We start from the raw sequence: 25677 nt of genomic DNA on the forward strand, positions 1-25677 counted from the left end.
AAGTTGCTAAGGTTCTGAGGTGCTAAGGTGCTAAGTTTTTTTTCTTAGTCCCTCAGAAACTTAGAACCTTAGAACCTCTAAAAAGAAAAAAATGAAAAATATATTCTCACTATTAAAATTGACACTGCTTACTTTAATCTTGTTTGCAGTTATTTATCCTCTTGCAATTTATGGAATTGCACAATTTGCTCCGAATCAGGGAAAAGGAGAAACTATTTCGATTAACGGAAAAGTGGTTGGATACCAAAAAATTGGTCAGAAATTCGATAAGTCAAATTATTTCTGGGGAAGACCTTCGGCTGTCGATTACAACGCTGCAGGAAGTGCAGGAAGTAACAAAGGACCAAGCAACGCTGATTATCTGGCTTTGGTTCAAAAAAGAATTGATACACTTTTACTTGTTCATCCTTATTTGAAAAAATGGGAGATTCCATCCGATATGGTTACCGCTTCCGGAAGTGGATTGGATCCGAATATTTCTCCGCAAGGTGCTTTGATTCAGGTAAAACGTGTTGCCAAAGAACGAAAATTAGCGGAAGATAAAGTAAAAGCTTTGGTTGAATCTAAAATTAATACGGCTGTTGTTGGTCCTGAAACGGTTAATGTTTTGGAATTGAATATGGCGCTTGATGCGCTTCGCTAAAACAAGGTTCTGAGGTTCTGAGTCGCTAAGGTTCTAAGTTTTTTTCCTAACAGGTTTTGGAAACCTGTTAGGTATAACAAAGATCCTCGCAATGACAAACTGGAGCGCAAAACCGAAACTTAAATAATACCTAACAGGTTTTGGAAACCTGTTAGGATAACAAAACGTCCTTTTACCCTGAGTGCCCTAGCCCCGATAGTAGTGGAAATCCTTTTGTGCCGGGGTTCGGCACAAAAGATTGGAACGGATAGCGGGATTAGCTACTAAAAAACCTACTAAGAAAAATTAATAATACCTAAAACGCCTTTTTTACCCCAAATAATAAAAACAAAAATGAAAAAAATAATACTTACTGCTTTAATCGCATTCGGTTTTAGCAATTTACAGGCTCAGGAAGAATCGAAAAGTCCTTTAACGTTTTCAGGATATGTAGAAACTTATTACAGTTACGATTTCGGGAAACCGGATAACCATACACGTCCGGGATTTTTTTACAATTATAACCGAAGCAATGAAGTGAACCTGAATTTGGGTATGGCAAAAGTGAATTATACGAAAGAAAATATTCGCGGGAATTTTGCTTTGATGGCCGGAACTTATGCGCAATACAATATGTCGGCTGAACAAGATTTGTTGAAAAATGTATATGAAGCCAATGTTGGTGTGAAGATTTCGCAAAGCCATAATTTGTGGATTGATGCGGGAATTATGCCGGCGCATATTGGTTTTGAAAGTGCGATTGGAAAAGATTGCCAAACATTGACCCGAAGTATTTTGGCTGAGAATTCTCCTTATTATGAAGCAGGAGTGAAAATTGGCTACACCTCTGAATCTGGAGAATGGTATTTGGCAGGAATGTATTTGAATGGCTGGCAACGTATTCAGAAAGTAGATGGAAATCATACGCCTGCTTTTGGAACGCAAATTACCTATAAACCAACGGATAAAGTGGTTTTGAACTGGAGTACTTATGTTGGAAATGAGCAACCCGATATTGATAAAAAGTGGCGTTATTTCAATAATTTTTACGGACAATTTAAAGTAAGTGAAAAAACAAATATTACAGCTGGTTTTGATGTTGGATCACAACAAGCTGCCAAAAACAGTAACAAATACGACACTTGGTTTTCGCCTGTTTTGATTCTGCAATACAAACCAACAGATAAAATTCAGTTGGCTGCGCGTGGCGAATATTATAGTGATGAAAAAGGCGTAATTATCGCAACTGAAACGCCAAATGGTTTTAAAACTTACGGATTTTCGGCTAACTTTGATTACTTAGTTACTGATAATGTAATGTTTAGAATTGAAGCCAGAAATCTTTCGAGTAAAGATGAAATATTTACAAAAGACAATCTTCCAACGGATACGAATACGTTTGTAACGACTTCGCTGGCGATTTCTTTTTAAAATTATTTTGCCACAGATTTCACAGATTAAAATGATTTTTTTACATCTCTTTGTGTAGATTTATTTGCCACGAATTCACGAATCTAATTTATCCCATTTCTAAATAAAAATTCGTGAATTCGTGGTGAAAAAAAAATCAATTGAATCTGTGAAATCTGTGGCTAAAAAAATAAAAACTTAGTGCCTTAGTGCCTTCGTGGCAAAACCATATGGAACAGAAAAAAGAAAATAACGCACAGCACTTTCTCGATTTAATTCAGAAATCACGAAAAGGAAAGTTTAAAGTCTACATTGGGATGAGCGCCGGTGTGGGGAAGACTTTTCGTATGCTTCAGGAAGCGCATTCGTTGTTGAAAAACGGAATCGATGTGAAAATTGGTTACATCGAAACGCATATGCGGAAGGAAACGCATGAACTTTTAGCTGGTTTGCCTGTGATTCCGCGGCGAACCATTTTCTATAAAGGAAAACAGCTGGAAGAACTCGATGTACAGGCGATTATCAACCTTAGACCTGAAGTTGTAATTGTTGATGAACTGGCTCACACAAACGTTGAAGGAAGTAAAAACGAAAAACGCTGGCAAGATGTTTTAGAAATTTTAGATGCAGGAATTAATGTAATTTCGGCGGTAAATATTCAGCATATTGAAAGCTTGAATGAAGATGTAAAACGCATTACAGGAATTGACGTTCAGGAACGCATTCCGGATAATGTTTTGCGTCTTGCTGATGAAGTAGTCAATATCGATTTGACATCGGAAGATTTGATTGCGCGTTTAAAGGAAGGTAAAATTTATACAACAGATAAAATTCAGACGGCTTTAACGAACTTTTTTAAATCGGAACAAATTTTACAATTGCGTGAATTGGCTCTAAAAGAAGTGGCGAGCCAGGTAGTTCGGAAAGTCGAAAATGAAGTACCTCAACTGCATGCTTTACGCCATGAGAAACTTTTGGCCTGCATTAGCAGTAATGATAAAACGGCTAAAATTGTAATCAGAAAAGCGGCACGTCTGGCGAGTTATTATAACGGAAGCTGGTATGTTTTGTATGTCGAAACACCGAAAGAAAGCAGTACCAAAATTGCGTTAGACAAACAAAGACATTTAATTAATAACTTTAAACTGGCGGTACAATTAGGTGCCGAAGTTATCAAATTAGAAAATAAAAATATTGCTGATGCGATTTTAATGACGGTTGAAGAAAAACAAATTACAACTGTCTGCATTGGGAAACCGCATTTGAATTTATTTAAAGTAATTTTGTCTACAACGATTTTCAGGCGTTTATTAAATCGCCTGTCATTATCTAATGTGGACCTTGTTATACTTTCGTAAAATGTTTTATGTAAAATGTAAAAAGATCTTTGTGAATACACTTTACATCTCACAATAATCATTTTACAAAAATTAAAATTATGAGAATTAAAACCAAATTGAATCTGGGGGTTGGCTTGTTATTTTTGATGATCATCATACTTTCGTTAGTGAGTGGGTATTCTGTTTTTTTGATAAAAGCGGACACGGAGAATATTCTGAAAGCGAATTATAACACGCTGGAATATTCGCGAAATATGATTTTGTCTTTGGATGAAATTAAAGAAAGTCCCAATAATAAAATTCATGTTTTCAAGGAATATCTTGAAAAACAAACGCAAAATGTTACCGAACCCGGTGAAAAAGAAGCGACGTCTAAACTTGAAAATAATTTTTCGCTTTTAGAAAAAAACAGTTCTGATGAAACCATAAAAGCGCAAATCAGACAGGACATTTTTGCGATTATGAAACTAAATCTGGATGCTATAAAACAGAAAAGCGATATTGCCAAACATACCGCCGAAAATGCCAATTTATGGATTGCCATTGTGGGAAGTTTATGCTTTTTGATTGCTTTTAACCTATTGGTTAATCTACCAAATAACATTGCAAACCCTATTAAAGAATTAACGCAAAGTATTAAGGAAATTGCAAACAAGAATTATTCAGAACGCGTCCATTTTACCAGTCACAGCGAATATGGCGATTTGGCAAAATCATTCAATACGATGGCGCAAAAACTTCAGGAATACAACGACAGTAATTTATATAAGTTGTTTTTTGAGAAAAAGCGACTCGAAACGCTTATCAATAATATGAATGATCCTATTATTGGATTGGATAATGACGGAATTATTTTGTTTGTGAATGACGAAGCACTGAAGATTATCGGAATGAAATTGGAAGATGTTGTCGGGAAATCGGCTTCTACTCTAGCCTTGTCGAATGATTTAATTCGTTCTTTGATTGTAAAAAAAGAAAATGATTCTCCAAAGAAACAACCGCTTAAAATTTATGCACACGGAAAGGAAAGTTATTTCGAAAAAGAAATTCTAAATATTACGATAATTCCAACGGGAGAAGAAAAAGAAATCAATATTGGCGATGTGATTATTCTTCGAAATATTACGCTTTTTAAAGAACTCGATTTTGCCAAAACCAATTTTATTGCAACCGTTTCGCACGAATTAAAAACGCCAATTGCATCTATAAAACTGAGTTTGCAATTGCTTGAAAATGTAAAAACCGGCGACATGAACGACGATCAGAAACAATTGGTCGAAAGTATAAAAGATGACAGTCAGCGATTATTAAAAATTACAGGAGAATTGCTGAATTTATCGCAACTGGAAACCGGAAATATTCAGTTGAATATCGAAAAAAGCAATCCACACGAAATTGTAAATTATGCTGTGGAAGCCGTAAAAGTTCAGGCCGATCAAAAGCAGATTAAATTGATTATTCATGCAGATGAAAATCTGAAAGACGTAAAAGCCGACAGCGAAAAAACAGGCTGGGTTTTGATTAATTATTTGTCGAATGCCATAAGATATTCTTCTGAAAAAAGTACCATTGTCATTCAATTAAAAAAAGAAAACAGTCAGATCGTATTTCAGGTTATCGACACCGGAAAAGGAATTGATGCCAGATATAAAGACAAAGTTTTTGATAAATATTTCCAGGTTCCAGGAAGTCAAAAATCCGGAACAGGATTGGGATTAGCGATAAGCAAAGAATTTATTGAAGCGCAAAATGGAAATGTTGGCGTAGAAAGTAATTTAGGATTGGGAAGTACGTTTTGGTTTGCACTAAAAGTGTAAAAAGAGCCATAGGCTCAAATTATATTGTAGGGCTGGACTTCAGTCCAGTTTAGACAAAATATATACATTGCGATAAAATTTCCAAAAAAGCTCCAGCGGAGCATAATGTTTATAGCCAATTACATAGATTTTTCCGAAAGCTCCAACGGAGCGACATTAATCGGGGTTATTAACATGCCACCGCGCAAGGGTTTATTAAATGTGATAATAATTTTCTATAAATATATCGTCCCGCTGGAACTATGTTGTTAATTAGCTTGTTATTTGAATTTTGATATTGAAATTGTCATTGATATTGCGATTTTTACCATCCAATATTTAGCCAATCTTAATCCAATTACATCATTCAAACACAACTGATTAATATTCGCTTAAGGTTCAATTAAGCCAAAAATAGTTAGTTAACACATTCGTTATTATTGCAACTTATAACGATAACGAAAGATGTTTTACAAAACGATTTCTCTGGTATTTCTATTTGTTTTTTTTTCTGCAACTGCACAACAAAATGATTCTATTGCTAAAATTGACAGCACTTCAAATCATTTAAAATTCAGCTACAAGCAATTAATTATTCCCGCCGTATTAATTGGTTACGGTGTAATTGGAATTGGAAATGATCAACTCTTAAGTTTCAATCATCAAATCAAAAATGAAGTAACCGAAGATATTGACGAGAAAATTACCATTGATGATTTCTCGCAATATGCACCTGCAGCCTCTGTTTATGCTCTGAATGCTTTTGGAGTAAAAGGCAAAAATAATATGCGGGATCGTTCGGTAATATTTGTGACTTCGTATGCGATTATGGCGACAACTGTTTTGGGTTTAAAATCTATTGTTCATGAAGAAAGACCTGACGGAAGTTCAAACAATTCCTTCCCATCCGGGCATACTGCAACTGCTTTTGCCGGAGCTGAATTTTTGTGGCAGGAATACAAAGACAAATCGATTTGGTACGGAATTGCGGGTTACGCTGTAGCAACCGGAACTGGGCTTTTCAGAATTTACAACAACCGTCATTGGTTAACGGATGTCGCTGCCGGAGCCGGAATCGGGATTTTGAGTACTAAAATCGCATATTGGATGAATCCCTATATTACCAAAAAATTATTCAAATCGTCTTCTGAGAATAAATCAACTTCTATGATAATGCCTTTTTATAACGGACAGCAATATGGATTGGGGTTTGTGAAGGTTTTTTAGTTTTGTTTGCCACAGATTTCACAGATTAAAAGGATTTTATTTTCTATAGTTAAAGCTCCAGCGGAGCGTAATATTTATAGATAATTATAGATTCCCGATTTAAAGCTCCAGCGGAGCGACATTCATCGTGAATATAAACATATCACCCCGATGGGGTTCATTAAAATGTGATAAAAATTTGCTATAAACATATTGTCCCTCTGGGACATTTTTCATTTGGTTTCATTATTTTTGCTATCAATATTTCTACTAATATTTAACTCCTAAAGGAGTATCTCGTTAGAGATTATATATTGGTAAAAATTATACGAAATCTACATTTTGTCCCCATAGGGACTGTATAAATTTTAATTGATATTGTCATTGATATTTGCCATTGAAACTTCTATGTATTCGAAGTATTATTCTTAATCTCCATAACCTCTCTTTTCACTTCTAAAAGCAAATCCTTCATACTTTGCGATTCTGTCTGTTCATGGCGTCTATCGCTTCTTCCGATGCTGCATTCGTATTCCCAGATTTCTAAAATATCTGAGGCTTTCACTTCGTAATTTGGATAAAAACGATTGTCGGATTCCAGAACTAAAGCATTCTTTTTATTTTTATTGAGACGTTTGTATACCATTCCTTCATTTTTGGTAATCAGGATATAGGTTTTTCCATCCATAACCTCGCCTAGCCTTTCTACATAACGACCAATAATAATTGAACCGTCTTCGTGAGGTGGCATTGAATCACCTTCTACAGGAAAACCTCTGTGTTTGCCTGGCCCTAAAAACGGAAGCGAAACCTGTTGTAAACTTTCAATATATTCCGGATCGGCATATCCGTTTAGGTAGCCTGCTTTTGCTTTTTGGCTTACAATTTCGATAAAATTTTCTCCGAATCGATCGACCTGTATAGGTAAAATGAGTCGGTTTCCTTCTAGTTTTATCAAATTTTCTACATCAATTTTGCGTATATCGACAGACAGTATCAAATCAATACTCATATGAAAATATAAAGCAATCTGCTTTAAAATATCATACGGTGCTTCTGAAGTTCCGTCTTCGTATTTAACGTATCTACCTCTGGTAATTTTTAGGTTTTCAGCTAATTTCTCTTGTGATATTTTATGCTTAACCCTCAATGCTCTGATATTGTCTGAAAATAAGGACATAATTAATTTGTTATAATTTGGAACATCAAATATACAAAAAAATGTTATCATCTGTACTAATTTTGTTGTACAAAAACAAAGGAAATGGCAAGGGCGATTGTACACATGGATTTGGATACCTTTTTTGTATCCTGCGAAAGGCTAACTAACTCAGAATTAAACGGTATTCCGTTAATCATTGGTGGTGGCGATCGCGGTGTTGTAGCCTCTTGTTCGTATGAAGCACGTTACTTTGGAGTGCGTTCTGCGATGCCTATTCACATGGCGATGAAACTTTGTCCGCAAGCCAAAGTAATGAAAGGCGATATGGAATTATACTCTCAATTATCGCATGATGTTACGCAGGTTATTCAGGAAAAAGCACCGATTATGGAAAAAGCCAGCATCGACGAATTCTATCTTGACATTACCGGAATGGATAAATTTCACGGAAGTTATAAATGGACAAATGAACTCGCACAATCTGTTATTAAAGAAACCGGACTGCCAATTAGTTTTTCATTATCCATCAATAAAACTGTTTCTAAAATTGCTACCGGCGAAGGTAAACCAGTAGGGAACTTAGAAATTCCGGAAAATGGCGTACAAGCTTTTTTGAATCCGTTGTCGATTCAAAAAATCCCAATGGTTGGCGCTGTAACTTTTCAGCTTTTATCGCGAATTGGCGTCCGTAAAATTCAAACTTTAGCTGAAATGCCTCCTGAAGTTTTACAACAGATGATTGGCAAAAATGGATTGGATATTTGGAAAAAAGCCAACGGAATCGATAATACACCTGTTGAACCTTATACCGAAAGAAAATCAATTTCGACTGAACATACTTTTTCTCAGGATACTATAGATATAGCAAAACTCAAAAGAGTACTTATAGGCATGGTCGAAAAACTGGCTTTCCAATTGCGATCAGAACAATGGTTAACCTCAACAATTGCGGTTAAAATACGCTACGCCAATTTTGATACCGAAACAAAACAATGTAAAATCGCCTACACTTCAGCAGATCATATTCTGACCAAAAATGTAATGGAGCTTTTTGAAAAAGTATATCAACGCCGTATGCGATTACGCCTGATTGGTATTCGCTTTAGCGGATTGGTTCGCGGTACGTATCAAATTAATCTTTTTGAAGATACTGAAGAAATGTTGTCGCTTTACGCTGCGATGGATAAAATGAAAAGTCGTTATGGTTTTGATGCTGTAATGCGCTGTGCCGGAGCTCATTTTAAACCAAATAATAAAGATGAAATTTTAAAACGTAAAAAATAATCATGTACCTCAACTGTCATTCATACCATTCTTTGCGCTACGGCACGATTTCTCTTGATAAACTTATCGAGGAAGCCGTTTCCTGTGGCATAAAAGCAATGGCACTGACAGATATTAATACCGTAACGGGAATTTATGATTTTATAAGAGCTTGTCAATCCAAAGAAATTAAACCTCTGGTTGGAATGGAGTTTCGTTGCCATCATCAATTTCGATATATTGGTTTGGCTAAAAATGCTGAAGGTTTGGGCGAAATGAATCGCTTTTTAACGGATCATAATTTCAGCGGAGAGCCTTTGCCTTTGATTGCTCCAGAATTCGAATCGGTTTTTGTGATTTATACTTTAGAAAATGCTCCGGAAACGCTTCGTGAAAATGAATTTATCGGAGTTCGTCCAGACGAAGTTTTAAGGCTTTTTACCTCGAAACATGCAACTAAAATTTCGAAAATGGTTGTGCTTCAATCCGTAACTTTTAGCAATAAAAAAGAATTTAACCTGCATAAAATTCTTCGTGCGATTGATACTAATATTATTCTTTCGAGGCTTACAGAAGCAGATTACTGTAAAACTTCTGAAAAAATGTTGCCCTTAGAATCGCTTTTACCATTTTATGAAAATTACCCTGAAATTATTGTCAACACGCAGAGAATAATTGATTCCTGCGATTTTCAATACGCTTTTTCAATTAAAAGAAATAAAAAATTCTTTACCGGAAGTCGTGAGAGTGATCTCAAAAAACTAACAGAATTGGCCGAAAAAGGTTTTGAATGGCGTTATGAAAAAGAAAACACAATTGCCCGAAAACGTGTAGAAAAAGAATTAAAAGTTATTGACGAATTACAATTCAGCGGTTATTTTTTAATCACTTGGGATATTGTCCGATACAGCAATAGTCAGGGATTTATGCACATCGGGCGCGGAAGCGGAGCCAACAGCATTATTGCTTATTGCCTCGGAATTACCGATATCTGTCCAATCGAACTCGATCTGTATTTTGAACGTTTTTTAAATTTAAATCGTAAAAGCCCACCCGATTTTGACATTGACTGGAGCTGGAAAGAACGCAATACCATTTTAGAATATATTTTCGAAACTTATGGTCGTGAGCACGTTGCTTTTTGCGGAACCAATGTCGAATTCAAACATCGATCTATTTACAGGGAAGTCGGGAAAGTGTTTGGCCTTCCAAAAGAAGAATTGGATATGCTGGCTAAAAATCCAAAACAACTACACGAAACCAATTCTATTGTAAAATTCGTTCAGGAATATAGCGACATGATTGTAAAATATCCCAACCAACGCAGTATGCACGCTTGTGGGATTATCATTTCTGAAGAGCCCATTACGAATTACACGCCTCTGGAAATGCCTCCAAAAGGATTTCCAATTGTGCTTTTCGACATGCATATTGCCGAAGAAATTGGTTTTGACAAATTTGATATCCTGAGTCAGCGTGGGATTGGTCATATAGATGATAGCGTAAAACTGATCGAGAAAAACCGCGGAATAAAAGTGGATATTCGAAATACTTCTATTTCTAAAGATGAAGAAGTATGCAATGTTCATCTGGCACAAGGTAAAACGATTGGTTGTTTTTATATCGAAAGTCCCGCCATGCGAGGTTTATTACGCCGATTAAATTGTGATAATTATAAAATTCTGGTTGCCGCGTCTTCCATTATTCGTCCCGGAGTTGCTCAATCCGGAATGATGAAAGAATATATTTTTCGACATAATAATCCGGACCAATTCGAGTATTTCCATGAGGTTTTCAAAGAGCATCTTGGCGAAACTTATGGTATTATGGTCTATCAGGAAGATGTGATTAAAATCGCATTGCATTATGGCGGGCTTCCCGCTGCGGACGGTGATATTTTACGTCGGGCGATGTCCGGAAAAGGACGTTCTATAGAAGCTTTACAAAAGGTAAAAGACAATTTCTTTCTCTGTTGCGCACAAAAAGGACATCCTGAAGCGCTAAGTCAGGAAATTTACCGCCAGATCGAGTCGTTTGCCGGATACTCTTTCTGCAAAGCCCACTCGGCTTCTTATGCGGTAGAAAGTTATCAGAGTTTGTATCTCAAAATTAATTATCCTGTTGAGTTTATGGTTGCTGTAATCAACAATCAGGGTGGGTTTTATCGTACCGAAGTTTATGTGCACGAAGCGCGTATGTCTGGTGGTACAATCCTGAATCCGTGTGTGAATAAAAGCGAATACCAAACTACGGTTTATGGAAATGATATTTATCTAGGGTTTATGCACCTGCAGGGGTTAGAATCTAAAACGGCGAATTTGATTGAATCAGATCGGGAGAAAAACGGTGCTTTTCTTTCTTTGGAAGATTTCATTAATCGTATTCCTATCGGGATTGAGAGCATTAAAATCCTGATTTTTATTGATGCTTTTCGTTTTACAGGAAAAACTAAAAATCAGCTTTTAGTGATTGCGAGTTTGCTTTTAAACAATTTCAAACCCGAAAACAGAAGTTTGATGTTATTACAGGAGCCCGTTAAAGAATATAAACTTCCTACTTTAGAACGTTCTCTGTTTGAAGATGCTTTTGATGAAATCGAATTATTGAGCTTTCCCGTTTCGTGTACTGTTTTTGATTTGCTTCAGATTAAATACCGCGGCGATATTATGGCTAAAGATTTAGTGGCACATCATAAAAAACAAGTTAAAATGCTGGCGTATTTAATCTCCAGAAAACAAGTTCCTACCAAAAAAGGAAACATGTATTTCGGCACCTGGATCGATCACGAAGGTACTTATTTTGATACCGCCCATTTTCCTGATTGTCTGGCGCAATATCCTTTTCAGGGCGGAGGCTGTTATTTGCTTTTGGGAAATGTTGAAGTTGATTATCATTTTCCAACCATTACCATTCTTAAAATGGCAAAAATGCCTTTTATTCCGGATCCGCGTTATATGGATGCGAAAGATCAGTTTAAAACACAGCGTCAAATTAAAGAAGATGTGAGTTCGACACATCGCGAACCGTATCCGCAGGGACATGAAATCAACTTACCAAGACACCGAATGAAATTTCAAAAATAACCACGATGATTTTACAAGAACAAAAAGAGGTTTTGCGTTATAGTAAAGAGATGAAAAAGCAAGAATACGCCATAGTAGATATCGAAACCACCGGTGGTAACGCCAGTGGCAGTCGCATTACAGAAATTGCCATCATTATTCATGATGGCGAAAAAGTAATCGACCGCTACGAAACGCTTGTTAATCCGGAAAGGGAAATTCCTCTTTCTATTTTTGGATTAACCGGCATTAACAATGAAATGGTCGCCAATGCTCCAATTTTCGATGACATTTCAGAGAAAGTACTGGAAATGCTGACGGATCGTATTTTTGTGGCTCATAATGTCAACTTCGATTATTCTTTTGTACGTCATCAATTGGAACAAGCGGGATTTAAATGGACCGCAAGAAAACTGTGTACCGTTCGCGCAGCAAGAAAAATCAAACCTGGGCTGTCCTCCTACAGTTTGGGAAAACTTTGTTATTCGCTAGACATTCCTTTAGAGAATCAACATCGCGCTGGTGGAGATGCAGATGCTACTGCCATATTATTTTCCCGATTACTTGAATGGGACTTTGAAGGCGAAATAGCAAAAATGGTCAAGATGACTTCACAAGATCAGCGCTTACCTCCTAACCTTCCTCCCGAAGATTTTAATAATTTACCCGAAAAACCTGGTGTCTATTATTTTTATAATCAGATGAAAAAGGTAATCTATGTTGGAAAAGCGATCAACTTAAAAAAACGTGTAACTTCTCATTTTAGTGGTCATAAAATCAATCCGCAAAGACAACATTTCTTGCGAGATATCTACGGAATTTCCTTTGAAGTCTGTGCGAACGAATTAATGGCGCTTTTGTTAGAATGTACCGAAATAAAACAGCTTTGGCCAACCTACAATAGAGCATTAAAACGTTTTGAAGCCAAATTCGGCATTTATCAATATGAAGCAAGAAACGGATATAAATATTTGGCCGTTGGAAAATTAACCAAATTTCAGACTTGCATTCATGAATTTAATAGTTTGTATAACGCTATAGATTTACTAAGAAGTCTGTCTGAACAATTTGAAATTGACCAGAGATTCTGCAAGTATTCCAGACCAGAAGAAGGAGCGTTTTTTCAAAATAATGAAGTCAAAAGCCTGCCGGATGTTTTGCTTCACAACGAGCAAGTCGACAATGCCATTGATTTTTTATTACGAAACAGACCTAGTTTTGCCATTATAGACAAAGGCAGATCAAAAGAGGAACGCAGTTGTATCTGGGTTGAAAACGGACACTTTTATGGGATGGGATACATTCCGTCAGATGTTGCGATTACTGACCCATCCGAAGTAAAAAATTATGTGACGCAGTATAAAAGCAATCAATATATGGTGCAATTAATTTTTGCTTACGCAGAAAAATATCCTGGTAAAGTATTCTTTAACAAGCAATTCCTGAAATAAGATTAGGAAACTGTGTAAATATATCTGTTTAAAAAGCTGTAAATTTAATAATACAACTAATTAAATCTACTATGAAAATAGCCACTTATAATGTAAACGGAGTTAACGGACGATTGAATGTATTACTACGCTGGCTTGAAGAAGCAAAACCTGATATTGTTTGTCTGCAAGAATTAAAAGCGCCTCAGGATAAATTTCCCATTAAAGCGATTAATGACGCCGGTTACAACGCCATTTGGCACGGACAAAAACAATGGAACGGCGTTGCAATTCTAGCCCGAAATATGGAAATTGAAGAAATAACACGGACACTTCCAGGCGATGAAGAAGATGCCCAGAGCCGTTATATTGAAGCTTTGATAAACGGAATCGTGATCGCCTGTCTTTATTTACCAAACGGAAATCCTGCGCCGGGACCTAAATTAGAATACAAGTTAAAATGGTTTGATCGTTTGGCAGAACGTGCTGAAACCTTGCTGAGTTTAAATACTCCTGTAATACTTGTTGGCGATTTTAATGTGATGCCAACAGAATTGGATGTTTATAAACCTGAAAAATGGGTTAAGGATGCGCTTTTCCTACCTGAAGTCAGAAAAGCTTTTAAGGACATTGTTTCACAGGGATGGACAGATGCAATTCGTACGCTGTATCCCGATGAGAAAATTTATACGTTTTGGGATTATTTTAGAAATGCTTATGAAAGAGACGCAGGTTTGAGAATTGATCATTTTTTGCTGAGTTCAGAGATAGCAACGAAATTACGCTCCGGCGGTGTTGATCGCCATGTACGAGGCTGGGAAAAAACAAGTGATCATGCGCCTGTTTGGATTGAAATTGACAAAAAATAAAGGAAAACAATGACATTATTTAACGACACCGAATTATTTGCAACTGGTTTGGCAGGAAAAAAAGTATTTGACATTCCTGATTCTGAATTGATTTTGATTGATAATTTCTTCACAAAAGAAGAGTCTGATCGTTTTTATGAACGACTGCTTCGTAAAACCAAATGGAGAGAATATGAAATGGAAATTTATGATAAAGTTTATACCGTGCCGAGAATGATTGCCTGGTACGAAGACAAAGATAATCCGGGAGCTGATCAAAATGGTCCCGACTGGAATTATGAATTACTAAAAATTAGAGGCCGTATAGAAAAAGAAACACAGCTCGATTTTAATACCGTTTTGCTGAATTTGTACCGAGATGGAAATGATGGCGTGGGCTGGCATAGCGACAAAGAACACAATACTGGGCCAAACCCCGTTATTGCTTCGGTAACTTTTGGAGAAACACGAATGTTCAGGCTACGTCATAAATTCAATAAAGAGATTCCACAAGTTGAAATTCCGCTGCATCATGGTTCTTTTTTATTGATGTCCGGCACAACAAATAGTTTTTGGCAGCATCAGGTTCCGAAAACGGCACGAGATGTTTTGCCAAGAATTAATTTAACTTTTAGACAAACACATCGTAGTTTATAATTTTAAATAACTGAAAATGACATTATTTCATATTATATAACCATGAGGAAAATTCTTCCACGAAAAGTTAAATTACTCACTGTGTGAACCTTTTATTAGGCAGACCTTATCTTTTTTACTATTTTTGCAACCCTTTTTTAATATTTAATACCATAATGGCTTACTCAAACAATGATTTATCGCGTTTTTTAGATGCGCAAAATAAACTTTATCTTACTGCTTTTTCTGAAATCAAAAAAGGGAAAAAAGAAACACATTGGATGTGGTTCATTTTTCCGCAGATTAAAGGATTAGGTAGTAGTGATACGGCGAATCTATATGCCATTAATGATCTAAAAGAAGCAACCGAATTTTTAGAACATCCTATTTTAGGAAAACATCTTATCGAAATTTCTGAGCTTTTTTTGACTTTCAAAAGGAAATCTGCTGATGGAATTTTAGGCGATTTAGACGCTCGTAAATTGCGTTCTTCCATGACACTTTTTTCTTTGACAGAAAATACAAATCCTGTATTTCAGGAAATATTAGATGCGTTTTTCTCAGGAGAAACTGATCCTCTTACTTTGAATATTATTAATTCGACTATAAAATCTTCTACGGAAACTGAAATGGTGTAGTACCCAAATTGTTTCCTGGATTATTTAAATCAAAAGACACTGTTAGAAATAAGCAGTGTCTTTTTTTTTGAAATGCACTGAGGATTTAACCGCAAAGGGCGCAAGGGTTTTACGCAAAGTTTTTTTGCCACAAAGTCGCGAAGACACAAAGTTTATTTTTCCTGGCGACTTTGCGAGATTAATTTCTCCCGCAGATTGAGCAGATTACAAAAAAAACGCCTTGCTATATAAGAAGGCGTGTTCTATATTAAAAAATCTTAGAGTCTTAGCATCTCAGAACCTTAGCAACTTCTAAGATTCTTTCGGTTTCGTTAAGTAATATACCGGAATTCCTGTTAGCATAATCAATACTCCCCAACCACAAGTCGAGAATTTTGTCAATAGTAACGAAATACAAATTGCTGTTGCAATAATGATGTACAGCATTGGTAAAAACGGATATCCGAATGCTTTGTATGGTCTTTCTACATCTGGCATTTTTTTGCGTAGAATGAAAATTCCGTAGATCGTTAAAATGTAAAAAATCAATACAATGATGATTACAAAATCCAACAAATCACCATATTTTCCTGTCAAACACAAAGCGGAAGCCCAAATACATTGTGCCCATAAAGCCCATGCAGGAACACTCGATTCATTTAATACAGCTGCTTTTTTAAAGAACAAACCATCTTTTGCCATTGTATAATATACTCTCGCACCCGCCATAATTAATCCGTTATTGCAGGCAAAAGTCGAAATCATAATCATAATCGCTATAATCAGTGTTCCGATATTTCCAAAAATATATTGCGAAGCCACAACTGCTACTCTATCTGATTTTGCTGTTGCAATTTCGTCTAACGGAATTACCGCCAAATACATCAAATTAGTCAAAACATAAATTATCGTTACAATAAAAGTTCCGAGAAATAAACTGAAACCAACATTACGCTTTGGGTTTTTAATTTCTCCGGCAATAAAAGTAACTCCATTCCAGGCATCACTTGAAAATAAGGATCCAACCATCGCTGCTGAAATTCCGGTAATCAAAGCCGTTCCGCTAATTGGAAGCCATGAACCACTATCAGCATTATAAGAGCGTGTTGTCCATGCATCGGCCCAATTGGCATCCCAAATTGAAGCTTTTGCAGCAAGCGTTAATCCGAAAACAATTAAACCAAGCAGTGATAAAATTTTGATAATCGTTAAAACGGTTTGTAGAATCTTTCCGTTTTTCACTCCACGACTATTAATATAAGTCAATAAAATAATAGTAAAAATCGACACTAATTGTGCTGCATTGAGTTTAAAAGAACCCAATTCGAATAAAATATTTTCGTCGCTTAACGGTTCATAAATATAGGCGGCAAATTTTGAGAAAGCCACTCCAACGGCAGCAATTGTTCCTGTTTGAATTACGGCAAAAAAGCTCCAGCCGTACAAAAACGCAATCAGCTTATTATATGCTTCTTTCAGGTAAACGTATTGTCCTCCAGCTTTTGGAAACATGGCACTAAGCTCGCCGTAACTAACAGCAGCAATAATGGTAATTAATCCGGAGATTAGCCAAATTAGAGTAAGCCAGCCCGCAGATCCTACTTGTCTGGCGATATCAGCGCTTACGATAAATATCCCGGAGCCAATCATAGATCCTACGACAAGCATGGTTCCGTCTAGTAATCCGAGTTCTCTTTTAAAATGTTCTTGGTCTTGTTCGTTTTCTTGCATTTTTTTGGTTTTGGGTTGGTTAAAGATATACTTTTTTTAGAAATCTCGTAATTTCAGATTCCAAATTTTAAAAATTCCAATTCCCAATTAATAAAAATGAAATTCCAATTCCGATACTTGGTCAAATTCCTTTTAAAACTTAAATCCCGAATTCCAATTAGCCTTGCTTTTCTAAATAGGGAGATACCGTCTCTATCTCGTGCTAATCTCGTTGTCGTAAGAAGCAATTATTTGAAAAATCAAGAGGATATTTCATACTTTAGCCATAATAAACAAGCAGATAAAAAAGATGAATATTGATATTTTACTTTACCTCATTTTCATAATTCCTCTATTTATTGTGGTATTTCAAATAGAAAAATTAAACACTAAAAAAATATTTATTATCTGGATTTCAATTGCAATATTTTTAATAATAACTGGAATATTGATCGAAAACAATTCTAATAACGAAATGAGATATCTTAGTTATTTTGGTTCACAAATGCTTTTTATTTTTCTAATACTTCAGAAGACTACAAGAAATATTTATTTTAAATTATTTAGGAGAGAACCAGAATTCGGAAAATTTCCAAGACACAAAATTGACAACATTTATACTTTGTTTATATCAATTGGAACGATTGCCTTGCCTTTTCTTATAGACGCTTTTATATTCAAAAAATTTAATTAGGGTGGAAGAAATAATCAATAAAGTAGCACAGGATAAATTAGATTTTAATGTTGGTTTACAGCAATTATTACAATATGATTTTGAATCACTTTTTGTAACTCTCAGTAATTATATAATCAATTCTATTCCAAATAAAACAGATTATAACTCAGAAGCTTATCAAAATGCACTAGCAACAATTCCATTAAAACCAACTTATACTCCACTTATAATTTTAAAAACCTATCCGACTAAAATTGCATTTAATAAGTTACCACTACTTCCTAAAAGTGAAAATGACAAAATAATAATTTCATTGCTGTGGATCTTTAAGATTACAGACACTGAAAGAAGAAATACAGAGTGCAAAAATGGTTGCGGACATTTTTGGCATGAGATTTATTAAATACCAAAAGAGATAAAAAAAATCAATCAATTAATTTACAAAACAATAGAACCAGACGCAACCAATTAAAAACTCTTTCATCTTATAATAAAACCAAAAATCATGAGAAAATTTATTACACTATTAATTGTTGCAATCAGTCTTATTTCTTGTAGTTCTGATGAAGACGATAAGGTTAGAAATTCAGAATTTGTTGGAAAATGGAATTGGATCGGAAGCCATGGAGGTTTTTCTTTCAATATTCATTCAACACCAGAATCAGAAGGATATACTCTTCAATTAAATTTGATGAAAAACTACACTTTTTCTCTACTTAAAGACGGGAAAGAAGTTGGAACTGGAAAATATGATCTTATTATGGTAGAATCGATTAATACCGGAGAAATGGGAAAATATATAACTTGTGATATGAGTACCACCCCACACGACAGATATTTTGTAACAAAAGGCATAATTACAATTTCTGAAGAAGGTAAACTTTCCATTAGCGATAATAATTTTGACGGCATAGGAAGCGGATTTGAAAGAATAAAATAAATAAAATCAAACCAACATAAAACTGCAAATCTAAAAAATTGCAGTTTTTTTTATGCTCAAAAACTACTTCAAACAAAGAGCAAAAACCACTTTAAAAATAAAATTTTAACAGTTTACGTCTTCCCGTAACGTTATACAATTTCAACTATTTATATTTGAAAATCAAATTTACAAAACTTAACCAACCAAAAAACCAACCACTTTATGGAAACCACTAATGTAGAATTTCAGGATGTTTCAAGTCATCATTACAATTTCGCAGCAAATATGCTTTTAAACGAAAACAAATCAGCTTACGAAACTAAAAACCAACTTGTAGAACAAGGATTGAGTACTGATATCGCTGGACTAATCGTAGAAAACGTAGAAATAGAAATACAAGAAGCAAAACACGAAAAAGCCAGAAAAGATATGATATATGGTGCATTGTGGTTTTGTGGCGGTACCATTTTAACTCTTGCTGATATTGGCTTTATATTTTGGGGAGCCATTTTATTTGGTGGAATTCAGTTTTTTAAAGGACTAATTAATTCCAATTCATAATAGTTCAACTAAATCGAAAATGCCCAGTCAAAATAAGCCGAAATAAGACTTTAAAAGTAGTAGGCACTCCAATTTAAAATCAGTAATTATGATAGTTTGGTCAGGAAGAGGATTTCTCTCACTTCTAATTTTATTTATTGCCATTTTTTTGTTCATCCCTATTTTACCAGAAACTTATATTACACAAAGTTTTGTTATTCCGCTTTATATTGCTGCGGTTTTCAGCTTTATATTTGGACTTAAATGGAATAAAACTTTAAGAATATTTATTGATAAAGAAACAGGTAAGGAAATAAATTTCAAAAATAATCATGGCTTATTCTGGATTAACATGGAATATTGGGGAATCATATTTCCTTTATTCGCACTTGTTATATTAATGCAAAGTTTAGACAAACAGGGAGCTGAACTTTACCTGAATATCTTTTTAATCCTAATAGGAATTGGATGCTTACTATATTTCGGCATTACTCTTTTTAAAATTAAAAACTCGACAATTTCGAACTCGGAATTTCAAAAAACTGATGTAGCGCCTCAATTAAGTTTCGTTAAAGAAGAAATGATAATAAATAAATTTAACAACGAAGATCCTAACCAATATTTACCAAAATAGCTCTATAGATATAGCCGCAGAAGGTTACTATTTTTTTATCTAAACATCCTAAATATTAAAATCCAAAAGCATGAAAGAAGTTTTTGAAAAGCTTGTTCAACTCGGCATGATTGCATTATGCCTGGTATTTTGCCAAACCTGCACTAATGATTATATAAAGGGAGGCGATAATAAAGTCATTAGCAATTATCAAAAAATCATTTCAGAGAATACGTTTACCACAGCTACATTTAGTCCTATCTACAAAGAAAACATTATAAAAATAGCGGGCCTTCCAATAAAAACATATGATTTTGAGTATTTTTTTGAAGTCGACAATCAACATTATGAAGGCAAAGAAACATTCAGTAAATTACCGAAAGGCAGTCAGGCAAAAGTTTTCTATTTAAAAGAAAATCCAAACTTTAATACGCTTAATCCACAAAGCGATTTAAAGGCAGAGATTGACAAAAACAATGCAACCGGAAATTTATATTGGGGAATTTTCTGGGGAATTCTAAGCCTTATAATGTTAGGCGGATTTATTATGAATATCCGCGAATTCATCAATAAAAGAAAATTAGAAGATCAGAATCTTTCAACAGATTCTTAACTTAAAAACGTATACTTTGCTTTCAAAGTAATTCTAATCTAAAACCTTTATACCATTTATATAGTAAGAAGATCGTCTCTGTATTTTAAAGAGAACGATCTTCTTTGCGTTAAATCAAACCTTTTTATCAAATACAATGATTAAACAAAAAACAACTATTTTAGATGGTCATTGTCTTAAATCATTGCTCCTTTTCATTTTTACTAAAGTCCTTCTATTTTTAAATATTTTATATTCAAAGCGAAAAATAAAACATAAATATTTATAAATCAATATAATACAAAAATAAAAACTTAAATTAAAAAGAAAATTGATACTATTCAATCAAAATTAATCTTTTTTCATTAAATTTGAAAGAGATGCTAAAAGTTGCAAAAGGAAGCAATTTCATTAACAATTGTTTACTTTTTATATTATAAAAGAAGTACCCTGTCTTATCGATTATTCTCTGGTAATAAAATTGTTAAATGTTCATTAGAATTCACAAAGCAAATTATTAACCTACAAACACGAAACTATGCTTAAGTTCCATTTTTTTAAGAAATTACGCTTTGCGAACGTTTTCATTCTATTATTGATTGTATTTGTTTCTTGTGCCCTATTAATATGTATCAATTTTTTTACTATTAAAACCTTATCAGCAAACAGAGCTTATGTAAATGGCGAATCACATTATTCTAAAGGCCAAAAAGATGCTTCAAGACACCTGATTACCTATCTCTATACAAAAGATCCAGACCAATGGAAATTATATTTAGAAGAATTAAAAGTTCCGCAAGGCGATGGAATTGCAAGAATAACACTTTTAAAAGTTGGAGATAACAAAGCAGCGAGACAAGGATTTTTGACAGGACGAAATCATGAAGATGATTTAGATGATCTTATTTGGTTATTTGACAACTTTAAACACGTTTCATTTCTGGCAAAAGCCATTCATGAATGGGAACAAGGCGACAAATTGATTTTTCAATTATTTATTGTTGGACAACAAATTAATGCTAAAATAAAACAGGATATCCTAACTAGTGGTGATCAACAAAAGTTTCTACAGGAGATCAGCGTAATTAGTGACAAACTTACTGTTAACGAACGAAATTTCTCTAACACCCTGGGCGCAGGAACTCGTCAAATTAAAGACTTACTTATTATAACAAATATCATTTTCATTCTGATTATTGTTTGTAGTGTTTGCTCGTATTATTCTATAATGGTAAAACGACTTATTGTTTCTAAAAAGGAAATTGAAGTTAAGAATGAAAACCTCACGCTTGTTAACCACGAACTTGATCGTTTTGTTTATAGCGCATCACATGACCTCCGCTCCCCTATTACCTCATTAAAAGGACTCATAGAAATAACACAATTAGAAGACGACCCAGATCAAATTAAAAAATATTTGAATTTAATGGACCAAAGCCTTGCTAAGCAGGATCGCTTTATTAATGATATTATTGATTATTCTAAAAACAAGCGATATGAGGTTGTTATGGAACCTGTAAGCCTAATGGAAATATTTGACGAGGCTATTTCTCAGTTGATGCATATTGAAAATGCAAACAGAATCAAGTTCACCAAGGAGCTATTAGTAGATGAGATCCAAAGTGATAACTTACGATTAAAAATCATTATTTCTAATTTAATCTCAAATGCAATCAAATATGCTGACAATAACAAACAGGAAATGTATGTTTCTATCAAAACTTATTTCATAGACGGTTTTCATAAAATTGAAGTAGCTGACAACGGAATTGGAATTAATGATGAATACAAAGACAATATTTTTGAAATGTACTTTGGTACAAATAAAAACAAAGGATCAGGCTTAGGCCTTTACATAGTCAAAGAAGCTGTAGAAAATATTAAAGGAAATATTTCTGTGAGCTCACAAACTAATATTGGAAGTAAATTCATAGTAACAATACCATACGCTTATGCCAGTTAAAAATGTATTTTTATTAATTGAAGATAATCTTATAGATCAGCTTGTCATCAAACAGTTACTGAAAAAAGTGCTTTGTATAGACGAAGTCCATATAACCAATAATGGCAAAGAAGGAATAGAGTGGATTCAGGCTAATAGAAAACTTTATCCATCGATTATTATTATTCTCGATGTACAAATGCCTGTTATGAATGGGTTTGAATTTTTGAATGCTTATACCAAACTAGATAGTGAACTTAAAAATGGCAATCAAATTTATGTACTCTCCTCTACATTAGATCCTGACGAAATAAAACAAATCAGTGAGAGTATATATGTTACCGATTTTTTAGGCAAACCTTTCCCGATTGAAGAATTTAGAAATAAAATTTATCTAAACAACTAAATTTTTTCTAAAACGCGATTTACTTGCGAAAAAGTCCTTTCGTAATAAGGCTCTTTTGTTGAAGAAATCATAACACCACCATGAGTAGAAGAGTGAACAAATTTAATTTCTCCATCGACTACCTCAATTACCATTCCTACATGGTTAATTTGTCGTCTTCCGTTGGTTCTGAAAAAAATAAGATCTCCTTTTTGAGCTTCGTCAGAATTAACTTTTATTCCAATTCGAGACTGTTCAATAGAACTCCTTGGTAGTTTAATGTCAAAATTGCTAAAGGTAGAAATCATTAAACCCGAACAATCAAAACCCGCTTTTGTAGTTCCGCCCGATCGATATCTGATACCAATATTATCAATCGCATTCATCACCAATTGGTTAATTAAATCTGATTGACTACTGATTTTTATAACAGTTGAAGAATCATTTTTAACTTCAGAATTGTCGGCGATCTGAGCATTTTGATTTGGAATCGATAAAGAATCTTTTACTGCTGGATTCATTGGCGGCATTAACGCCTGAGCCGCATCAGCCTTTTCTTTCGAAGTACGAATCTTCAAAACATATCCAACCGGTAATTTCCCTTTTATAAACGGATTTTGTTTTTCCAATTCCGCAACTGTCAATCCATATCTTTTTGCAATTGCGTATTTTGTTTCTTTAGGCTGAACCTCAACAACTACTTCAACATCTGTTACAATTTTAAGATCATCAATTGGCTTTTCTGAAACTTGTACCGACTTTGATGGAATATTAATTTGTTGGCCCAATTTTAATCCTTCCGTTTCTAATAAAGGATTTGCCTTTTTTAAATCATCAACAGAGATATTATATTTTTTTGATATTCCCCAAAGTGTTTCTTTGGCCTGAACTTCATGTAAACCGGGAGTAGCACTTGCTACAATATCTGAAGATTTAATTTCCGGAGTTTGGTTTGCATTAGGAATTAATAAAATTGAATTTAATTTAAGAATTTTAGGAGCATTAGGGTTTGCTTCTGAAATATCTTTCGCTTTTACTCCGTATTTTTTTGCAATTACGGTAAGATTTTCTCCTTTTGAAATTTTATGCTTGATATATTTTTCCTGTGAAAAAGCACCAGCACTAAAAAAAAACAATATAATTATTACTCTAAAAACCATTTTTATTCTATTTTATCTTCGTAATTTATAGTTCAGCCTTTATTTCAAACTAAAAAAACGAATTGTATTTGGGGGTAGGCGAATTTAACTTTTTAAAGTAAAAAAAGCACATTTTTTAACAACTAATTTTGTTGAAATTAACAGACTCGGCACAAAAGTTGATTCAACATTCTTTAAAATACCCTTTTTTATACGAAAAGTTGTATTTTTAAAAACCAAAGCCAAACTTTAATCTGACCATTTATGAAAAAGCTATTTTTACTACTTCTTTTGACGCCTATAATTTCAATTGCCCAGAATATTAAAGGCACAGTTGTTTCTCAAAAAGACCTTCTCCAAATAGAAGATGTAAATATAGCTGCGCTAAATTTTAATGTCACTACATTAACTAATAAAAACGGAGAATTTACCCTAAAATTGCCTTCCAACTTTAAAACAAAAGATAGTATTGAATTTTCTCATGTTGGTTTTACAACTTTAAAAATTAGTCTGGAAGATTTAAACAAAATAAATTACAAAGTTGTTCTTTCCGATCAAATCGAAAATTTATCGGAATTGACGATTAATGCCAATGCCAGGTTAAAATTGAAATCAAAACTTGCTTTCAATAAATTATCCTCTTTAAAAAACCCTATTTCTTCTTTTGGATCTTGCATTAAAGATGATAAAATTTACATCGTAGGAGGATGTGATAGCTATGAATCTAATGCTTTAGATGCTCTAAAAGCAAAAAACATTAACTCAGAAGACCCTAGATTTTTGCAAAAATATCTTGATGAGCTTGCAGCTCAATATTCGTCAACATTTTACAAAGGCGATTTGTTAATTTACGATATTAAAAAAGATTCCTGGACAACTTCTAAATCTAAATTCAAAAAAAGAGCTTTTAATAACCTTAATTATTACGACCATAAGTTTTATGTTTTGGGAGGAAAAAAAGTTTCTAAAAATGGGAGATTTCAATACTTGGAAAATGAAATTGAAGTGTTTGATATTGACAAACAAACCATTACTATCGACAAAACGTATCCGCATCAGGCCTCCAATGCTGCTTCTTTTTCCTATAAAGACAATATTATTGTTTTAGGAGGCTCTATAAAAGCAACAGAAAAAGGGCAAAAGGAATTTACAAATAAAGTACATCTCTACAACATAACTTCAGGCTACTGGTATCAACTTACCGATATGCCAATTGCAAAAGAAACATCTGGAGTAATACTTGATGATAAAATTTATTTAATTGGAGGAAACAACGGAAAGTCGCTATTAGACATTGAAAGCTTTGATTTAACAACTGAAAAATGGCAAACTGAAGGAGAATTATTTTCCGGTTATGAGAATCCTACAGTTACATCCAATAAAGATTTTATCTATTTCTTTGAAGACAGAAAAATGTGTATTTACGATACAAAATCAAAACAGCTTAAAGAATATTTAGTTGAACTAAGTGTAAAATCCTCGACGATGTACTTTTTTGACAATAAATTATACATCATAGGAGGAAGTACATTTATAAATTATGCCACAGCCGCTACTGCGAATGTATACAGCATAAATACGGATGAATTTGACACGACAAAACCAAATCGGATCAAAGTCTTATCAAGAGGATTAAATTTAGCAAAAAACACAAACTAGCTGATCTGTTTTTAAAATTTAAAAAATCCATTTCAATGGTGTTTTATTCAAATTTAGCATTAAAAAAAACGCTCTGTTTTCACAGAGCGTTTTTAGTATAATTGAAT

At 34.0% G+C, this 25677-nt stretch carries 22 protein-coding genes; 19 read left to right on the forward strand and 3 right to left on the reverse strand.

Going from position 1 to position 25677, the window contains the following annotated elements:
- The first annotated feature begins 91 nt into the window (after positions 1–91).
- The 5 genes from B0A65_RS17185 (at position 92) to B0A65_RS17205 (ending at position 6395) form a co-directional block, all read left to right on the forward strand.
- On the forward strand, positions 92–643 hold the full coding sequence (locus B0A65_RS17185; protein ID WP_074659975.1) for a K(+)-transporting ATPase subunit C: 552 nt from the start codon (positions 92–94) through the stop codon (positions 641–643).
- Between the two features lie 333 nt (positions 644–976).
- On the forward strand, positions 977–2053 hold the full coding sequence (locus B0A65_RS17190; RefSeq protein WP_074659974.1) for a porin: 1077 nt from the start codon (positions 977–979) through the stop codon (positions 2051–2053).
- Positions 2054–2262: 209 nt separating this feature from the next.
- The gene (locus B0A65_RS17195; RefSeq protein WP_074659973.1) at positions 2263–3390 is read left to right on the forward strand and encodes a histidine kinase; all 1128 of its coding nucleotides are present in this window, start codon (positions 2263–2265) and stop codon (positions 3388–3390) included.
- An 80-nt stretch (positions 3391–3470) separates the two neighbouring features.
- Complete coding sequence (locus B0A65_RS17200) at positions 3471–5189, forward strand: ATP-binding protein (protein ID WP_074659972.1); 1719 nt, start codon at positions 3471–3473, stop codon at positions 5187–5189.
- A 444-nt stretch (positions 5190–5633) separates the two neighbouring features.
- On the forward strand, positions 5634–6395 hold the full coding sequence (locus B0A65_RS17205) for a phosphatase PAP2 family protein (RefSeq protein WP_074659971.1): 762 nt from the start codon (positions 5634–5636) through the stop codon (positions 6393–6395).
- Between the two features lie 385 nt (positions 6396–6780).
- Here the strand turns inward: B0A65_RS17205 and B0A65_RS17210 are convergent, their stop codons facing one another.
- Positions 6781–7554, reverse strand: a complete 774-nt coding sequence (locus tag B0A65_RS17210; protein ID WP_074659970.1) for an XRE family transcriptional regulator — start codon at positions 7552–7554, stop codon at positions 6781–6783.
- 84 nt (positions 7555–7638) lie between these two features.
- On the opposite strand from B0A65_RS17210, the gene dinB reads away from it, so the two are divergent.
- From dinB to B0A65_RS17240, 6 genes are all read left to right on the forward strand, one after another.
- Positions 7639–8820: a DNA polymerase IV gene (gene dinB / locus B0A65_RS17215; RefSeq protein ID WP_074659969.1), complete on the forward strand. Its 1182-nt coding sequence runs from the start codon at positions 7639–7641 to the stop codon at positions 8818–8820.
- Positions 8821–8822: 2 nt separating this feature from the next.
- Entirely contained in the window at positions 8823–11882 is a 3060-nt protein-coding gene (locus B0A65_RS17220) for a DNA polymerase III subunit alpha (protein WP_074659968.1), read from the forward strand.
- 50 nt (positions 11883–11932) lie between these two features.
- A complete protein-coding gene (locus B0A65_RS17225) occupies positions 11933–13312 on the forward strand; it encodes an exonuclease domain-containing protein (RefSeq protein WP_074659999.1) in 1380 nt (459 codons plus the stop codon).
- Between the two features lie 71 nt (positions 13313–13383).
- Positions 13384–14160, forward strand: a complete 777-nt coding sequence (gene xth, locus B0A65_RS17230) for an exodeoxyribonuclease III (RefSeq protein ID WP_074659967.1) — start codon at positions 13384–13386, stop codon at positions 14158–14160.
- Between the two features lie 9 nt (positions 14161–14169).
- Positions 14170–14796: an alpha-ketoglutarate-dependent dioxygenase AlkB family protein gene (locus B0A65_RS17235; RefSeq protein ID WP_074659966.1), complete on the forward strand. Its 627-nt coding sequence runs from the start codon at positions 14170–14172 to the stop codon at positions 14794–14796.
- A 155-nt stretch (positions 14797–14951) separates the two neighbouring features.
- Complete coding sequence (locus B0A65_RS17240; RefSeq protein WP_074659965.1) at positions 14952–15413, forward strand: DUF1810 domain-containing protein; 462 nt, start codon at positions 14952–14954, stop codon at positions 15411–15413.
- A 291-nt stretch (positions 15414–15704) separates the two neighbouring features.
- Here B0A65_RS17240 and B0A65_RS17245 read toward each other — a convergent pair whose 3' ends face one another.
- Positions 15705–17123, reverse strand: coding sequence for an APC family permease (locus tag B0A65_RS17245; protein WP_074659964.1), 1419 nt, complete (start codon positions 17121–17123; stop codon positions 15705–15707).
- A gap of 674 nt (positions 17124–17797) precedes the next feature.
- Here B0A65_RS17245 and B0A65_RS17260 point away from each other — a divergent pair.
- The 7 genes from B0A65_RS17260 (at position 17798) to B0A65_RS17290 (ending at position 22793) form a co-directional block, all read left to right on the forward strand.
- The gene (locus B0A65_RS17260) at positions 17798–18181 is read left to right on the forward strand and encodes a DUF5958 family protein (RefSeq protein WP_074659961.1); all 384 of its coding nucleotides are present in this window, start codon (positions 17798–17800) and stop codon (positions 18179–18181) included.
- 102 nt (positions 18182–18283) lie between these two features.
- On the forward strand, positions 18284–18718 hold the full coding sequence (locus B0A65_RS17265) for a hypothetical protein (RefSeq protein ID WP_074659960.1): 435 nt from the start codon (positions 18284–18286) through the stop codon (positions 18716–18718).
- 204 nt (positions 18719–18922) lie between these two features.
- Entirely contained in the window at positions 18923–19261 is a 339-nt protein-coding gene (locus B0A65_RS17270; protein WP_074659959.1) for a hypothetical protein, read from the forward strand.
- Between the two features lie 88 nt (positions 19262–19349).
- Positions 19350–19874: a hypothetical protein gene (locus tag B0A65_RS17275; RefSeq protein WP_074659958.1), complete on the forward strand. Its 525-nt coding sequence runs from the start codon at positions 19350–19352 to the stop codon at positions 19872–19874.
- Between the two features lie 70 nt (positions 19875–19944).
- Positions 19945–20466, forward strand: coding sequence for a hypothetical protein (locus B0A65_RS17280; RefSeq protein ID WP_074659957.1), 522 nt, complete (start codon positions 19945–19947; stop codon positions 20464–20466).
- A 517-nt stretch (positions 20467–20983) separates the two neighbouring features.
- Positions 20984–22408, forward strand: coding sequence for a sensor histidine kinase (locus B0A65_RS17285; protein WP_074659956.1), 1425 nt, complete (start codon positions 20984–20986; stop codon positions 22406–22408).
- Positions 22398–22793, forward strand: a complete 396-nt coding sequence (locus tag B0A65_RS17290) for a response regulator (protein WP_074659955.1) — start codon at positions 22398–22400, stop codon at positions 22791–22793. The genes B0A65_RS17285 and B0A65_RS17290 overlap by 11 nt, the downstream gene beginning before the upstream one ends.
- Here the strand turns inward: B0A65_RS17290 and B0A65_RS17295 are convergent.
- Entirely contained in the window at positions 22790–23932 is a 1143-nt protein-coding gene (locus B0A65_RS17295) for a C40 family peptidase (protein WP_074659954.1), read from the reverse strand. The genes B0A65_RS17290 and B0A65_RS17295 overlap by 4 nt on opposite strands.
- Before the next feature lie 243 nt (positions 23933–24175).
- On the opposite strand from B0A65_RS17295, the gene B0A65_RS17300 reads away from it, so the two are divergent.
- On the forward strand, positions 24176–25570 hold the full coding sequence (locus B0A65_RS17300) for a Kelch repeat-containing protein (RefSeq protein WP_074659953.1): 1395 nt from the start codon (positions 24176–24178) through the stop codon (positions 25568–25570).
- Positions 25571–25677: the final 107 nt, after the last annotated feature.

The sequence above is a fragment of the Flavobacterium frigidimaris genome, from assembly GCF_002217275.1.
Classification (GTDB): Bacteria; Bacteroidota; Bacteroidia; order Flavobacteriales; family Flavobacteriaceae; genus Flavobacterium; species Flavobacterium aquidurense.

Excerpts from the sequence above, each read along its gene's own strand:
- B0A65_RS17235 (WP_074659966.1), top strand. The coding sequence starts at position 14,170 with ATGACATTATTTAACGACACCGAATTATTTGCAACTGGTTTGGCAGGA.
- B0A65_RS17190 (WP_074659974.1), top strand. The coding sequence starts at position 977 with ATGAAAAAAATAATACTTACTGCTTTAATCGCATTCGGTTTTAGCAAT.
- xth (WP_074659967.1), top strand. The coding sequence starts at position 13,384 with ATGAAAATAGCCACTTATAATGTAAACGGAGTTAACGGACGATTGAAT.
- B0A65_RS17200 (WP_074659972.1), top strand. The coding sequence starts at position 3,471 with ATGAGAATTAAAACCAAATTGAATCTGGGGGTTGGCTTGTTATTTTTG.
- B0A65_RS17185 (WP_074659975.1), top strand. The coding sequence starts at position 92 with ATGAAAAATATATTCTCACTATTAAAATTGACACTGCTTACTTTAATC.
- B0A65_RS17245 (WP_074659964.1), bottom strand. The coding sequence starts at position 17,123 with ATGCAAGAAAACGAACAAGACCAAGAACATTTTAAAAGAGAACTCGGA.
- B0A65_RS17285 (WP_074659956.1), top strand. The coding sequence starts at position 20,984 with ATGCTTAAGTTCCATTTTTTTAAGAAATTACGCTTTGCGAACGTTTTC.
- B0A65_RS17300 (WP_074659953.1), top strand. The coding sequence starts at position 24,176 with ATGAAAAAGCTATTTTTACTACTTCTTTTGACGCCTATAATTTCAATT.
- B0A65_RS17205 (WP_074659971.1), top strand. The coding sequence starts at position 5,634 with ATGTTTTACAAAACGATTTCTCTGGTATTTCTATTTGTTTTTTTTTCT.
- B0A65_RS17225 (WP_074659999.1), top strand. The coding sequence starts at position 11,933 with ATGAAAAAGCAAGAATACGCCATAGTAGATATCGAAACCACCGGTGGT.
- B0A65_RS17210 (WP_074659970.1), bottom strand. The coding sequence starts at position 7,554 with ATGTCCTTATTTTCAGACAATATCAGAGCATTGAGGGTTAAGCATAAA.
- B0A65_RS17275 (WP_074659958.1), top strand. The coding sequence starts at position 19,350 with ATGATAGTTTGGTCAGGAAGAGGATTTCTCTCACTTCTAATTTTATTT.
- B0A65_RS17280 (WP_074659957.1), top strand. The coding sequence starts at position 19,945 with ATGAAAGAAGTTTTTGAAAAGCTTGTTCAACTCGGCATGATTGCATTA.
- B0A65_RS17270 (WP_074659959.1), top strand. The coding sequence starts at position 18,923 with ATGGAAACCACTAATGTAGAATTTCAGGATGTTTCAAGTCATCATTAC.
- B0A65_RS17295 (WP_074659954.1), bottom strand. The coding sequence starts at position 23,932 with ATGGTTTTTAGAGTAATAATTATATTGTTTTTTTTTAGTGCTGGTGCT.
- B0A65_RS17290 (WP_074659955.1), top strand. The coding sequence starts at position 22,398 with ATGCCAGTTAAAAATGTATTTTTATTAATTGAAGATAATCTTATAGAT.
- B0A65_RS17240 (WP_074659965.1), top strand. The coding sequence starts at position 14,952 with ATGGCTTACTCAAACAATGATTTATCGCGTTTTTTAGATGCGCAAAAT.
- B0A65_RS17220 (WP_074659968.1), top strand. The coding sequence starts at position 8,823 with ATGTACCTCAACTGTCATTCATACCATTCTTTGCGCTACGGCACGATT.
- B0A65_RS17195 (WP_074659973.1), top strand. The coding sequence starts at position 2,263 with ATGGAACAGAAAAAAGAAAATAACGCACAGCACTTTCTCGATTTAATT.
- dinB (WP_074659969.1), top strand. The coding sequence starts at position 7,639 with ATGGCAAGGGCGATTGTACACATGGATTTGGATACCTTTTTTGTATCC.
- B0A65_RS17265 (WP_074659960.1), top strand. The coding sequence starts at position 18,284 with ATGAGAAAATTTATTACACTATTAATTGTTGCAATCAGTCTTATTTCT.